Genomic DNA, 13,062 nt, shown 5'->3' on the forward strand with positions numbered 1-13,062 from the left:
TGGAATTTTGCTTGATTTTTCAAAGGGGGAGCTATATTTTTATTATTTGATATTATTTGTTTTTGGAATAATTATTTTAAATAAAACAATACTTTTTTTAATATTTTGAGTAATAATCTATTTTGTTAATTTATTGGGGGAAATTATGAAAAAATTAATTTGTTTAATTTCAATTTTAACTTTGTTTTCAGGATGTGTTACAGTAAATGTTAATGTTCCAGATTCAGACCTTACCGAAAAAGTTATTGAAATTGTTGATAGTTCAAATGAAAATGAAACGGTTCAAAATGAAGTAAATACTGTTCAAATTTCTACTGAAAATTTAAAAAAATATCCGTGGAATGCACCAATTTTTGCAAATAGGTATGATTTTTGTCTTTATGCTTGTGATTTTAAAAATGTATCTAGTTATGAATTAATTTTTGATAATCAGGATAGAATTCAATGTTTGGAAAATGAACTTTACAATGTTGATAGAGATCCAGGAACTTTAACAAACGTTAATTTAATTTATCAAGATGGAACTAGGAATCATTTTGATATTTATTTTAAATTAAATGTTGATTATGATACATACGAAGAATATGCAACTAAATATCTACAAAATAATGATTATAGAAATGCAGATTATTGTTTGATGAAGATTGAAAAAGTTAATGCTTCTTGTGATCTTTATATTGCTCGAGCAATATGTTTAATGAATCTTGGAGAATATGAAACTGCAAGAGATTATGCTGAAATGTCAAAGGTAGATCCAAATTGTGTTGAATATTCTGTTCAAATTTTGGATGCTTTGGATTTTATTGAAAAATATGATTAATTTACTTATTTCTTATATTATTGGTTATTTATTGTTATTTAGTATTATTTATTTGTTATTATTCTTTATTTATTATTTAACCTTTAATTATTTGTTATTATTGTTATTATTCTGTATTTATTCTTTTTTATTTAATTTAATTGTTGTATTATCGTTAGTTTATGATTAGTATTTACAGTTAGTTAGTTGTTAGTTTGTTATTAATTCAGTTCTTGGAACTTATATATGGGTTTCCGCACCCGAAGGGGCATAAATCAATAAGCGCTAAGCTCTAAAATCGCCATAGGCGACATATACCCAAAGGGTATATAAGCCATGGCTTGTCCTCTGATATTTCCTAAATTGCGTGGGCTACCGTCGAAAAATTGCACTCTCTAAAAATAAAATCATATAAGCAGTTTTTCAGGTAGTTCTGAGCAGGTCGCGACCTGCGAAAGCAATTGAAACATTGCTTTGATTGTTTAAAATTAAGCTTGATTATATGAACTGCGCAGCAGTTCTTAACTCCAATAAAATCAATAAGTCCAAAGACTCATTTCATGGGCGAAGCCCATTGTAAGTGTGGTAGCCATACACCCGGAGGGTGTAGGGCGTACATCGATCCGCCCGTTAGGGCTCTTAATAGAGAGTCAATGTCTGTACGTCATTTTGGGCTTTACCTCAAAAAAAGCCTAAATTGTATCTAATCGTTTTTCGTAACTTTTTTGTTAAAATCGTTTAACTGCGCTTTATTCGTCTTTAAATGCTCTAAAAAAATAAGCTATTTTAATCGTTTATTTTGAAATCTAAGAATATCAACTTTCTTCGATGTAAAAAAATAGGAATATTGGTATGTGCTTAATGTTCCCCACAGTGGGCAACAAAAGTTATATATACATTAATAAGTTTCCAATTGCCATTACAATCAACATTCCCATTAATGCGAGGTGGGATGAATATATCCCCGTAGTCTGGTACTGGGTCTTTATAATATTACATATGGTTCCGCAAACGGTTATTGGCGCTAAAATCTGGAATAGGATTGCCAAGTAGAATACTATCGTATTTGGAGTTATGAATGTTCCAATAGTAAGTACAAATGCCAAAATTAAAGCTATAAAATGTGGCATTAACCTCATTCCACTCATCCTAAATGTTGCAAATCCAGAAAGCATTGAACCAAAAATTAAAGCTAGAGATACTAGCATTGTTACGTCTGACATATTTTCACCTTAATTATAACCATACTGGCCTTGCATTTGGTTTTGAAAGAAATCTAAAGAATGTAGGTGCTCCGGCAATCTCAATTCCGTCTTCGAGTTTTTTATCAACACCCCTGAATTCAGAACTCATTTCGCATACGTATATTTTAACTCCTGATTTGATTGCTGCTCTTAATTTATCACCAAGTTTTGGGAATGCAGGGTGTTTTACCTTGTCACATTCTCCTTTCAATGCGAGACTTGCTCCATCAAACATTAAAAAGATCGTTGGCTTCAATTTCATGTTCTGAGCTACGTCTGCCATCATGAAAGTTGCATATGCTTTTTCAGCATTTCCAGTTCCCGTCATGTTGATGATAAATACCTCATCGATATCCAATGAAACTCCGAGTTCTTTTTTCTTTTCTTCTTTTTTGATTAAAATCTTGTAATTTCCGCCATCCGTCTTTTCTGCGGAAAGTATGTCATTTCCCATGCTTTTCAGTCCTTCGGTAAGGTCAGTAAACGCATTTGGCCCTGCAATTATTTCTAAAACTTCACCAACAGCCATTCTTTCTAAAACTTCACCGACCATCAAAATTGGACCCGGACAGCTAGCACCAACAACATTTATGGATTTTGAAGCTTCGATTTCCCCAATACTCACCTTAATATCTGTTCCATCGACTTCCATTTTGTATCCCATTTTTTTGATTAATTCGGAAATTTCTTTGATTTGGGAATCTCCATCGGTTTCGATTACCAAAATTCCGCCATCTGTTTTCTCGATTACTTTTTCTACCAGCATTGCAGGACTTCTGAGTGATTTTACGTTTATCTCTTTTATCATGATTACACCATAATTTATAGATATGTCATTATTATGCACAACCATTCTTTATGTGTTTTCGAGTTTTCTCGATTATTAAAATTAAATTAAAATTAATGAAATGTATAAAATAGATTATTTTTTAAGTTCTGCGATTAATGCATCTTTTGTTGGTGCTCCAACAAACTTAACTTCCCCGTTTATTGCAACGGTTGGAACTGCCATAATTCCAAGTTCAGCAGCCTTTTCTGGATGTTCCATTACGTTAATATGTACAATTTCGAGTCCGTCGATCTCTTTTGCAACTTCATCAACTACTCTTTTAGCTGCTGGGCAGTGTGGACACATAGGTGATGTAAATACTTCAACTTTTACCATAAATTCACCCGATAAGTTTTTTTATTTGCTTAAATAAACTATAAGATTATGACATTATATATTTGGCGATTCAGATGCGAAACGAAAAATCCATAGTGGCAATCGTAGCCGCAATTTCATCATTTTTAACCCCTTTTATGAGTACTGCATTGAATCTTGCTCTTCCAAGTATTGGAACAGAATTTTCAGCAGATACCATCATTTTAGGGTGGATTGTAACTTCATTCCTACTTGCAAGTTCTGCATTTTTGCTACCTGTTGGCAGGATTGCGGATATTATTGGTAGGAAACGAATTTTATTAAATGGATTGTTAATTTTTGGATTATCGTCTTTAATGGGAATATTTTCAGGGTCAATTAACCAATTGATCATATTTCGTGTACTCCAGGGAATAGCTAGTGCCATGATATTTGGAACTGCTATTGCAATACTAACTTCAGTTTATCCGTTAAACGAAAGAGGAAAAGCCCTTGGAATCAATATTGCTACAGTTTATATTGGATTAAGTTTAGGGCCATTTCTTGGAGGAATTTTAACCCACTATTTCGGATGGAGAAGTATATTTTTATTTTCAGGAATTATTGGGATTATAACTTATATTATTGCCAAGAAATTCGTATTAAATGAATGGTGTGATGCAAAAGGCGAGATTTTTGATTATTTCGGCTCAATTACATACATGATTTCGCTTGTATTCTTGGTATACGGATTTATTACACTCAGTTCAGGTGGATCTATTTTTATATTAACTTCATTAATTTTTGGATCAATATTCATCTGCAGGGAATATAAAACAGAAAATCCAATTCTAAACATCAAACTTCTTACAGATAATCTCGCATTTTCAATGTCAAACCTTGCTGCACTCTTAAATTATGGCGCAACTTATGCAGTTGCGTTTTTGATCAGCTTTTATCTTCAGAGTTTGAGGGGATTTTCTGCTCAAGATGCAGGACTGATCCTTTTAGCACAACCTCTTGTACAAGCAATATTTTCGCCAGTTACCGGAAAATTATCCGATAAAATTGAACCTAGAATTTTAGCGTCCCTTGGAATGGGAATTACTTGTGTTGGGTTGTTATTATTTACATTTATCAGGTTAGATACAAGCATCTATCAAATAATTTTAAATCTAGTGCTTCTTGGCTTTGGATTTGCAGTATTTAGCTCCCCAAACACAAATGCAATAATGAGTTCAGTTGAAAGGAAGTTTGCAGGTGTTGCCTCTGCAATGCTTGCAACCGTAAGGATTTTAGGTCAAATGATTAGTATGGCAATAATAACAGTATTGATTGCATTTTATGTTGGAAATAATTCCATCTCTGCAGAATTCAGCCCGCTATTCCTTCAGGGAATAACTACATCGTTTAAAGTTTCTGCAGTATTATGCGCAATTGGAATTTTTGCGTCACTTGCTAGAAAAAATATCAGAAATAAAAATTAATTATTTAATTTTAATTCCATTTTTCTTTGAAGTATTCTAATGCTGAAACTAAGTTTTCTAAATCTGAAAGTGGAAATGCAAATACGAGTTCATCATCCTTAACGTGTGCGTAAGCCCTTGAACCGTTGCATCCAAGTGTTGCATTTGCGACGCCTCTTGTTTTTACAGCAGCTACTGCATCAGCACATAAAGATTGAATTCCTGCAAAATCTGCCTGGAACCTACCGCCTGCCGTATAATTGAGTGCTTGAGTAAGTCTTAAACCTTGTTTTGGAGTTACTAAAACTACAATACTGTCGGGTTCAAAGTCTGCGTCATTTAATGGTGCGTAAACTCCTGCGTAAATTTCTTCTTTAACTCTTGGAATTGCCTCAACGGTTTTGATTGCAGCCTCTTCTGTTGGGAAATTTCCTAAATTGTGGTATAAAACCCCAGTTTTTAATGGTTCAGGCGGATTTTGTAAAATTCCAATTGCATAAGCTCCACCTTTACATACATGTTTTTCTGCTGTTGCGTAGAACTTTTTACCTTCAATTCTTGCATTTTGAATCATTTCACAGTGTCTTACAGGCGCTTCTATTTCAGCATAACCTTCAGGAATTTCTTCTTTTGATTTTGCAAGTTTAACTGCTGTTGCAGGTTTTTCGAGTCCCAAAAGGTCTTGAAGTTTTTTTCCAAGTTCTTTGATTTTTTGAATTTCCATTTACTATCACCAGTCCACTAAATCTATTTGTGTATGTTTTACACACAACTATCAACATCCGTAATATATAAATGTTTTCATTTGTGTTAAAACCTTGCACAACTATCCTTTATCCATATATTTTATCTATGTTGTATGTGCAGTATAATTTTAAAGATTGAAAAATAAATATCTTTCGAAATAATCCGGTGAAATTTTGAAAATAACGTTAAGAAATGAGATTTGTGACCGTTTGGAAAATATTGTAAATGATTTAAAAGTTATAAAGCATTGCATTGGTTGCGAAGGAATGGATCTAAAAAATGAAGACCCTCACCACCACCCAACTATCGAAATAACGCAAGAATGTAATCACGATTGTATATTCTGTTATTCTAATTTAACGAGTGTAAAACCAGGAGTATATGGAGATTTAAGTAAATTTAAAGCCGTTACCATAAGCCAGTACGGTGAACCACTGATACACCCGGAAAAGGTAAAAAATGCAATTAAATATGTAAAATCTAAAGGATTGAGATGCGATTTACAGACCAATGGATCACTTTTAAATGAAGAACTATTAAAAGAATTTAAAGACCTCGGTTTAGACATGATAATGATCAGTTTGAGTGCATCTGACAATAAAACGCATGAAAAACTCGTAAAAAAAGATACTTTTGAAAAAGTTTTTGAAAATATAAAACTATCATCAAAATACTTCCACACAATCGTTCGATCAATATATATTCCAGGATTTAACGATGAGGAACTTGTAAAACTTGGTGAAATGCTAAATGAAATCGGTGTTTCTGAAATGATGGTTCACCAACTCGTAATTCATCCTGAAAATTTAGATGAACTTGAAAAAATTGGAAACCTTGAAAACGTTGGAAAAATAAAAGATTTATTACTGTTGATTGAAAAAATTAAAAAAGTTGCACCAAACGTAAATGTGACTATAAAGGGTTGTTTACTTGTGTATTTAAAAACAATGGATGGATTTATATTAAATTCAATAAATAGCGACTGTGTTTCAGAAGTTCCAGTAATAAAAAGGGAATACACGCCAATTTCATTCTAGGTGATTTTCATGAATATCTTATCAGTTGGAGGTTTTGACCCGACAGGCGGTGCGGGAATCGTTACAGATGTAAAAACGATAAAAGAACTTCAAAAAAACCCTCTTTCAATAATAACATCAATTATTCCTCAAAACAATAATAAAGTTTTTTTAAAGAAAGATTTATCAAAAGAAGAGATAAAAGCGCAGTTTAATGCAATTTTCGAAGATTTTGAAGTAAATTGGGTTAAAACTGGAGTTTTAACCATTGATTCAATTGATATTATTTTAGAATTTAAAAATAAATATAATTTTAACATAATTTGCGACCCTGTTTTGAAATCAACCACACATTTCGAGTTTTCGGATGAAATGTTAATTAAAAAGTATTTGGAATTTTTTAAAGAGTGCTTTTTGATAACTCCAAATTTAAAAGAATTTGAAATTATTGAAAAAATGTTTGAAACTTCCCACCATGATTTAAATGATATTACAGTTCTTGTAACCGGAAAAACAGATGTTTTAAAAATTGATGACAAAAATATTGAAATAACTGGAAAATACGTGGAAAAAGAGGTTCATGGAACTGGCTGTACGTATTCCTCTGCAATTACCTGTTTTTTATCCGATGAAATGAATGTTGAAGAATCGATAAAATCTGCAAAAGAATTTGTACTTGGGTCTGTAATTTACGCAGAAAAAACAAAATTTGGGTACAATTCAAATCCAACATATGTAACCAAAGAATCGGTTGAAAGAAATCTATTTTATGCTTTAAATTTAATTAAGAATATGGAAAATTCCATTTTTAAAGATTTAAATCTTGTTGAAAGTATTCTTTTACCTGAAAATTATGCAGATATTGCTACAATAAGTGAAGATGAAAAAATTAAATTTGGGATTTCAAATGATATTTCAGAAATATTACTAAATTTAAAAGAAGTTAATCCGCAGATGAGAGCTTGTGCAAAAATAAAATTCGATGAATATTCATTGGAAAAATTAAAAAATTCAGAACTTTCAATATATTTAATAGATAATTTAGAAAAAAACAGTCTTATTTCGGCTGTAACTAATTGTGTCGTTTGTGATGAATCTTATCCTGATATTTTGTATTTTAAAGAAAAAAAACCAGATTTAATAATTCTTGGAAAAGATTCTTTGGAAATTGTTAAAAAGCTTCAAAAAATTGAAGATATTATTAAAACCGGATAAAATCAAAAAAATTCCATTTTTTATTTGAATTTTCGTGTTATTTCATAAAAGGTAGATTTAAATAATATAAATTCAATTATGCTTTTAGTATTTTTATCGAGAGTACCATAAATTTAAACGGTGATTTTATTGGCAAATATCGTTGTTAAAAGATTGGAAAGAACTCCAATTGATGAAACCCCTGTAGAAATCGTAGAAAGGAAGGGAATCGGCCACCCTGACAGTATTTGCGACGGTGTTGCAGAAAGCGTAAGCGTTGCATTGTGCAAAATGTACAAAGAAAAAATGGGCGTAGTTTTACACCACAACACGGACCAAGTTGAACTTGTTGGAGGTTACGCATACCCTGAACTCGGCGGCGGATGCATGGTAAGCCCAATTTACATCTTGCTCTCAGGAAGAGCTACAATGGAAGTTTTAGATAAAGAAAGCGGAAAAATTATTAAATTACCGGTTAACACAACCGCAGTAAACGCTGCAAGAGATTACTTGAAAAAAGCTTTAAGAAACATGGATCTTGAAAAGGACGTTGTTGTTGACTGCAGAATAGGACAGGGCTCCGTTGACTTAGTTGAAGTATTTGACAGAAAAAGAAGCGAAATTCCTCACGCAAACGACACTTCATTTGGTGTAGGTCACGCTCCACTCAGTACGACTGAAAAAATCGTTTTAGAAACTGAAAAATTATTAAACAGCGATGCTTTAAAAGCAGAAATCCCTGCAGTTGGGGAAGACATCAAAGTTATGGGACTTAGAGAAGGCAAAAAAATCACTTTAACAATTGCTATGGCTGCTGTCGATAAATATGTAAACTCATGCGCAGATTACGTAAAAGTTAAGGAACTTGCGAAAGCAAAAGTTGAAGAAAACGCTAAAAAATACTTAGACGGTCACGAATTAGAAGTATGCATCAACACTGCAGATGATGATGAAGACTGTATCTTCTTAACTGTTACAGGAACTTCCGCAGAAATGGGTGACGATGGTTCCGTAGGAAGAGGTAACAGAGCAAACGGACTTATCACACCATTCAGACCAATGAGTATGGAAGCTACAAGCGGTAAAAACCCAATTAACCACATTGGAAAAATCTACAACATCCTCTCAAACATCATTGCAGAAGATGTTGCTAAAATCGAAGGAGTAAGGGAATGCCAGATCAGGATTTTGAGCCAGATCGGAAAACCAATTACTGAACCAAAAATCCTCGATATTGAAATGATTCCTGAAAATGGATTTGAATTAGAAGATTTAAGCCCTAAAGCTAAAGAAATTGCACAGAAATGGCTCGACAACATTACCGAAGTAACTGAAAGAATTGTAAGTGGAAACGTAACCACTTTCTAATTAAATTATTTTTTTTCATTCATGTAATTTTTAACTACATCGACTATCTCAGAGATATTTTCAATTTTTACCTGAGCAGTTTCAAGCGCTTTTTTTGACACGTTTCCATTTTGAAGAGTTATAACTGATAAATCACTTTCTTCCATTGCTAAAATATCGTTTGAAGCATCCCCCACCATTACAACGGTATAACCGTCCTGTTTTAAATTTAAAATAAGATCTCTTTTTAATTTATGGTGGGCTTCGGGCATTAAACACTTATTTTCAACCCCAATAATATTTCCAAGCCGTTCTATGTATTTCCTACTGTCTCCTGATGCAATAAATACCGATACCCCCATATTTTCTAGTGTCTGAATTGTTTTTGAAACTTCCGGGAAGATACAGCCTCCGGTTGCAACAGTATACTCTATCCTACCCGTTATCGTATCAGCAATTATTGCTGAACCATAATCTGTTTCAATGTCAAACCTTTTTAAAACTGTTAGAGGATCCTGAAGTTCTTTTAATTTTGTTTCAATATCTTTAAAAATTCCTGATTGGTCAATTGGCGGGTTGCAGTAAGTAATTCCCCAGTTTACACTGTTTAAAAAACTCGAAATTAAAATATCCGGATTTTTATTATCCAGGACTTCGAGAGGGTTTTCTTTTAAAATTACAAGACTTCTTCCTTTTTTTTCATCTACTATGTCCACAGTCTGACAGTTACACAAAAACTTCTGAGTAACCACATTTTTGATAATTCTTCTTATGCTTACAAGAGTACCCGATGCATCAAAAACTACTGCAAGTTTCATGATATCACTAAAAATTGTTATACATTAAATATTATGTAATTATTATATTTTATAATTAACAAACTTTGGGATAACTATGGAAGAACTTCAGTTTAAAATAGCACTTGTTGGCCCGGAAAACTCTGGGAAATCGTCTCTTGTAAACTCCATTTTTGGAAAAAACATTTCAGAAGTTTCAGAAGTTGGTGGAACGACCAAAATGCCTGTAAAAAAATTTTGGGGAAAAATCAAAATAGGCAAACAAAAAATTAATCCAGATTTTGCAAAACTCACGTTTGTAGATTTAGGTGGGCTCTACGCAGGCGAAAATAGATCGGTTGTTATGGTTGGAAGTGTTCTTGAAAAAACATATGCTGAAATTGATGACTCGGACTTGATAATCCACATAATCGATGGAAGTACTGACTTATTCAAAAGTTTCGAAAAATTGCACCACTTATTGAAATTCCGATATCGAAAACCTATTATAGTAGTTATTAATAAATGTGATTTGATAGAAAATTCCAAACGAGAAGATTTGAGAAAGTATGTTGAGGGGAGATTGGAAAATAAGGTTTTTTTCACATCCTCAACCACATACGAAGGTATCGGGGAATTACTAAGTACCATCATAGAAATATTAAGAAGGTGATCTGTGTTGTTAAAAAAAATCAAAAAGATGATTTCAGGCGATACATTAAAAACAAGCAGTCCTGTACCAATTGAAGAATACGTAGAACTCCCTGTAAAAGGCTACGAAGGACTTGAAACTGTAAAAATTAAAGTTTGCGACTTAGAAGACTTTAAAGATGCAACGGAAATAGCTGTGTTAACTGAAGCAGGCTATTTAGTTATTGCAAACACGATCAACCTTGAAAGAGACATTGATGATGATTACGCAAAAGTTTTATCCAGTTTAAAAGAAAAAGTTGGAAAAACCGGCGGAAAAATAGTAAGACTCTGCGAAACCAAAGTTTTAGCAGTTCCTTCAAACACCACAATCGAAAGAATGGTAAAAGAAGAAACCCCGAAAACGAAAGAATAACTAACTTAAGTTAAATGGTGACTCGATTGAATGAAGATATCCACGTAATGGAAGTTCTCGGAAACGCGAAAGTTACCGTAAAAAATGGGAAAGTTGTCGATGTTAGCGATCCCATACTATCATTTTGTCCTCTTTTTGCAAAACATTTTGAAATTAAAGAAATTAACAAAGAATCAATCCAGAAAAACGTTGAATTTCGGATTGAAAGTTTTGGGCTATTTACAAAAGACAGAGTTGTTTTAGACGATTCCCCATTTGTTGGATTTGGAACTTCTGAAATTTTTATGAGCGCTTTAAATAAAGGATTTTTAGATGCTGTTGTTATTGTTTCAGACTGTGCTGGAACGGTTGTTACAGATAATCCAAAACTAGTTCAAGGACTTTGTGGAAGAATTTCTGGAATTATCAAAACTACCCCTGTAAAAGAAGTAATTGAAAAAATTGAAACTGCCAAAGGAATAGTTTTATCAAAAGACGATGCTTCGATTGATCAGATCAATGGCGTAAAACTTGCAATTAAAATGGGCTACAAAAAAATTGGAGTTTCTGTTTCCAATTTGAAAGATGCTTTAGAAATAAAAAAATTGGAAAAGAATGATGTAAAAATCATAACTTTTGGAGTTCATACAACGGGAATAAGGCTTTCAGATTATGACGATTATCTACAATATATCGATATAATCTCAGCTTGTGCATCTAAAAACTTGTTGAAATCAAAATCACTCAATATAAAAGCTCAGGCGGGAAGCGGAGTTCCAATATTTGCACTTTCACAGTCTGGAAAAGAACTTTTATTTGAACGGTTGAAAGAAATTGACAGGCCTATTTTGATAACTACAAACGAAACTCTACCTTACTTTACAGAACCTCCTCAATAATCTTTTTTATTTGGTGTATATCCATGTTCGCAATTTTAAAACTAGGAGGGAGCATCCTCTGCGATAAGAATACCCCGTACTCGATAAACTGGGAAAATTTAGAAAATATCGCGATTGAAATAAAAGAAGCAATTGAACACTACAAATCCAAAAATGAAGATTTTAAACTTATTATTGTTCATGGCGGGGGCTCTTTTGGCCACCCTGTTGCAAAAAAATATCTTAAAGACGGAAAATTTGTAGATATGGGCAAAGGATACTGGGAAATTCAAAAAGCAATGCGTAAATTCAACAACATTGTAATCGAAGAACTTCAAAATTTCGAAATTCCTGCAGTTTCAATTCAGGCTTCATCCTTTATCACTTTTGATACTAATTGTAGTTTGCACTTTGACACAAACGCAGTTGAAAAAATGCTCGATAAGGGATTGGTTCCAGTAATCCATGGCGATATCGTAATTGATGAAAAAACAGGCAATTTCAAGATTTTTTCTGGAGACCATGCGCTTCCATATCTTTCAAAAAAATTAAACCCGGATTTAAGTCTTCATGCATCTGATGTCGATGGTGTGTGGGATTCAAAATTTAAAATAATTGAAAATATCAATTCAAAAAATATCGAAGATGTTTTAAAATCGTTGAAACCATCAAATAAAGAAGATGTAACTGGCGGAATGCATCTAAAAGTAATGGAATGCTATAATTTAGGCATTGAAACGATAATATTTAATGGAAATAAAAAAAGAAATATATACAATGCCCTTTTAAAAAATGTAAAAGGAACACTGATAAACTAATTTTAAATTATTTTCTGTTTTTAACTTTAATAAAGTCCCCAAGTGTAAAATCACTTTCATCATTGTTTGCTTCGTAATTGTAGTCTCCTTCTTCGTAGAAAGAAATTCCAAGTGCTTTTTCGAGGATTTTTACGTATTTTTCCTCAGGTTCGATTTCGTTTCTTTCTATTTTGTGAATGAGAGATTCTTTAATTCCAACAGCTCTTGAAAGTTCTTCCAAGGTCATGTTTTTCTTTTCCCTTGCTTCCTTTACCAGAGAGCCGTAATCTTCGACCAGAGTTTTTAAATTATCAAACATATCTTTTCTAGGTCTTTTAACTGGTTTTTCTTTTATTTCAGTTTTGAATACTGCCTTTGGTTTTCTAGAATATCCTTTCGGCGACATGCCAAACTTTGCACAAGCCTCGCATACATTCATTTCTACGCCTTCTACTCTTGTTTTAATGATATCCTTAACCTCTTTTCCGCAGAGTTCGCATTGCATACCTACACCTTAATATATTAAATTTAGAGATATTTTTAACCAATTTATCCAGATTACATAGCATTTAAATGGTAAATGCTTCATTAGAGAATATATTTTCAATTATTTAATAGTATCTATTTTGG

General features: G+C 32.6%; 15 protein-coding genes. 9 read left to right on the plus strand and 6 right to left on the minus strand.

What is annotated here, in order from left to right:
- The first annotated feature begins 145 nt into the window (after positions 1-145).
- A complete protein-coding gene (locus HNP90_RS02490) occupies positions 146-820 on the plus strand; it encodes a tetratricopeptide repeat protein (protein WP_011977288.1) in 675 nt (224 codons plus the stop codon).
- An 866-nt stretch (positions 821-1,686) separates the two neighbouring features.
- Here HNP90_RS02490 and HNP90_RS02495 read toward each other — a convergent pair.
- The 3 genes from HNP90_RS02495 to HNP90_RS02505 all read right to left on the minus strand — a co-directional run bounded on the left by HNP90_RS02495 (position 1,687) and on the right by HNP90_RS02505 (position 3,208).
- Positions 1,687-2,022, minus strand: coding sequence for a DUF5400 domain-containing protein (locus HNP90_RS02495; RefSeq protein ID WP_011977289.1), 336 nt, complete (start codon positions 2,020-2,022; stop codon positions 1,687-1,689).
- Positions 2,023-2,035: 13 nt separating this feature from the next.
- A complete protein-coding gene (locus tag HNP90_RS02500; protein WP_011977290.1) occupies positions 2,036-2,851 on the minus strand; it encodes a sulfurtransferase TusA family protein in 816 nt (271 codons plus the stop codon).
- A gap of 114 nt (positions 2,852-2,965) precedes the next feature.
- Positions 2,966-3,208, minus strand: a complete 243-nt coding sequence (locus HNP90_RS02505) for an MJ0307 family thioredoxin (protein ID WP_011977291.1) — start codon at positions 3,206-3,208, stop codon at positions 2,966-2,968.
- Between the two features lie 74 nt (positions 3,209-3,282).
- Between HNP90_RS02505 and HNP90_RS02510 the strand changes: the two genes are divergently transcribed.
- Entirely contained in the window at positions 3,283-4,653 is a 1,371-nt protein-coding gene (locus tag HNP90_RS02510; RefSeq protein ID WP_011977292.1) for an MFS transporter, read from the plus strand.
- A 10-nt stretch (positions 4,654-4,663) separates the two neighbouring features.
- On the opposite strand, the gene HNP90_RS02515 is transcribed toward HNP90_RS02510, so the two are convergent.
- A complete protein-coding gene (locus HNP90_RS02515; protein WP_011977293.1) occupies positions 4,664-5,356 on the minus strand; it encodes a DUF169 domain-containing protein in 693 nt (230 codons plus the stop codon).
- A 196-nt stretch (positions 5,357-5,552) separates the two neighbouring features.
- Here HNP90_RS02515 and HNP90_RS02520 point away from each other — a divergent pair, with 196 nt between their 5' ends.
- The 3 genes from HNP90_RS02520 (at position 5,553) to HNP90_RS02530 (ending at position 8,957) form a co-directional block, all read left to right on the plus strand.
- Positions 5,553-6,416 (plus strand): radical SAM protein, encoded by an 864-nt coding sequence (locus HNP90_RS02520; protein ID WP_011977294.1) that lies wholly within the window; start codon positions 5,553-5,555, stop codon positions 6,414-6,416.
- A 9-nt stretch (positions 6,417-6,425) separates the two neighbouring features.
- The gene (locus tag HNP90_RS02525) at positions 6,426-7,610 is read left to right on the plus strand and encodes a bifunctional hydroxymethylpyrimidine kinase/phosphomethylpyrimidine kinase (RefSeq protein ID WP_011977295.1); all 1,185 of its coding nucleotides are present in this window, start codon (positions 6,426-6,428) and stop codon (positions 7,608-7,610) included.
- Between the two features lie 129 nt (positions 7,611-7,739).
- Positions 7,740-8,957, plus strand: a complete 1,218-nt coding sequence (locus HNP90_RS02530) for a methionine adenosyltransferase (protein ID WP_011977296.1) — start codon at positions 7,740-7,742, stop codon at positions 8,955-8,957.
- A gap of 5 nt (positions 8,958-8,962) precedes the next feature.
- On the opposite strand, the gene HNP90_RS02535 is transcribed toward HNP90_RS02530, so the two are convergent.
- Positions 8,963-9,754 (minus strand): HAD family hydrolase, encoded by a 792-nt coding sequence (locus HNP90_RS02535; protein WP_011977297.1) that lies wholly within the window; start codon positions 9,752-9,754, stop codon positions 8,963-8,965.
- Between the two features lie 76 nt (positions 9,755-9,830).
- On the opposite strand from HNP90_RS02535, the gene HNP90_RS02540 reads away from it, so the two are divergent.
- Genes HNP90_RS02540 through HNP90_RS02555 form a run of 4 tightly spaced genes read left to right on the plus strand, consistent with a single transcriptional unit; the run spans position 9,831 to position 12,453 of the window.
- On the plus strand, positions 9,831-10,385 hold the full coding sequence (locus tag HNP90_RS02540; protein ID WP_011977298.1) for an Era-like GTP-binding protein: 555 nt from the start codon (positions 9,831-9,833) through the stop codon (positions 10,383-10,385).
- A gap of 6 nt (positions 10,386-10,391) precedes the next feature.
- Complete coding sequence (locus tag HNP90_RS02545; protein ID WP_011977299.1) at positions 10,392-10,778, plus strand: cell division protein SepF; 387 nt, start codon at positions 10,392-10,394, stop codon at positions 10,776-10,778.
- Between the two features lie 26 nt (positions 10,779-10,804).
- Positions 10,805-11,656 carry a methanogenesis marker 8 protein gene (locus HNP90_RS02550; RefSeq protein ID WP_011977300.1) on the plus strand — a complete coding sequence of 284 codons (852 nt, stop codon included), beginning with the start codon at positions 10,805-10,807 and terminating at the stop codon, positions 11,654-11,656.
- A gap of 23 nt (positions 11,657-11,679) precedes the next feature.
- Positions 11,680-12,453: an isopentenyl phosphate kinase gene (locus tag HNP90_RS02555; RefSeq protein WP_011977301.1), complete on the plus strand. Its 774-nt coding sequence runs from the start codon at positions 11,680-11,682 to the stop codon at positions 12,451-12,453.
- Between the two features lie 7 nt (positions 12,454-12,460).
- Here HNP90_RS02555 and HNP90_RS02560 read toward each other — a convergent pair whose 3' ends face one another.
- A complete protein-coding gene (locus HNP90_RS02560; protein ID WP_011977302.1) occupies positions 12,461-12,937 on the minus strand; it encodes a multiprotein bridging factor aMBF1 in 477 nt (158 codons plus the stop codon).
- Between the last annotated feature and the right edge of the window lie 125 nt (positions 12,938-13,062).

This window comes from Methanococcus maripaludis, from assembly GCF_013760955.1.
In the GTDB taxonomy this organism is placed as follows: Archaea; AGJL01; Methanococci; order Methanococcales; family Methanococcaceae; genus Methanococcus; species Methanococcus maripaludis_A.

Coding starts and splice junctions, on each gene's coding strand:
- HNP90_RS02500 (WP_011977290.1), bottom strand. CDS start 2,851: ATGATAAAAGAGATAAACGTAAAATCACTCAGAAGTCCTGCAATGCTG.
- HNP90_RS02540 (WP_011977298.1), top strand. CDS start 9,831: ATGGAAGAACTTCAGTTTAAAATAGCACTTGTTGGCCCGGAAAACTCT.
- HNP90_RS02495 (WP_011977289.1), bottom strand. CDS start 2,022: ATGTCAGACGTAACAATGCTAGTATCTCTAGCTTTAATTTTTGGTTCA.
- HNP90_RS02535 (WP_011977297.1), bottom strand. CDS start 9,754: ATGAAACTTGCAGTAGTTTTTGATGCATCGGGTACTCTTGTAAGCATA.
- HNP90_RS02525 (WP_011977295.1), top strand. CDS start 6,426: ATGAATATCTTATCAGTTGGAGGTTTTGACCCGACAGGCGGTGCGGGA.
- HNP90_RS02490 (WP_011977288.1), top strand. CDS start 146: ATGAAAAAATTAATTTGTTTAATTTCAATTTTAACTTTGTTTTCAGGA.
- HNP90_RS02560 (WP_011977302.1), bottom strand. CDS start 12,937: ATGCAATGCGAACTCTGCGGAAAAGAGGTTAAGGATATCATTAAAACA.
- HNP90_RS02515 (WP_011977293.1), bottom strand. CDS start 5,356: ATGGAAATTCAAAAAATCAAAGAACTTGGAAAAAAACTTCAAGACCTT.
- HNP90_RS02505 (WP_011977291.1), bottom strand. CDS start 3,208: ATGGTAAAAGTTGAAGTATTTACATCACCTATGTGTCCACACTGCCCA.
- HNP90_RS02510 (WP_011977292.1), top strand. CDS start 3,283: ATGCGAAACGAAAAATCCATAGTGGCAATCGTAGCCGCAATTTCATCA.
- HNP90_RS02555 (WP_011977301.1), top strand. CDS start 11,680: ATGTTCGCAATTTTAAAACTAGGAGGGAGCATCCTCTGCGATAAGAAT.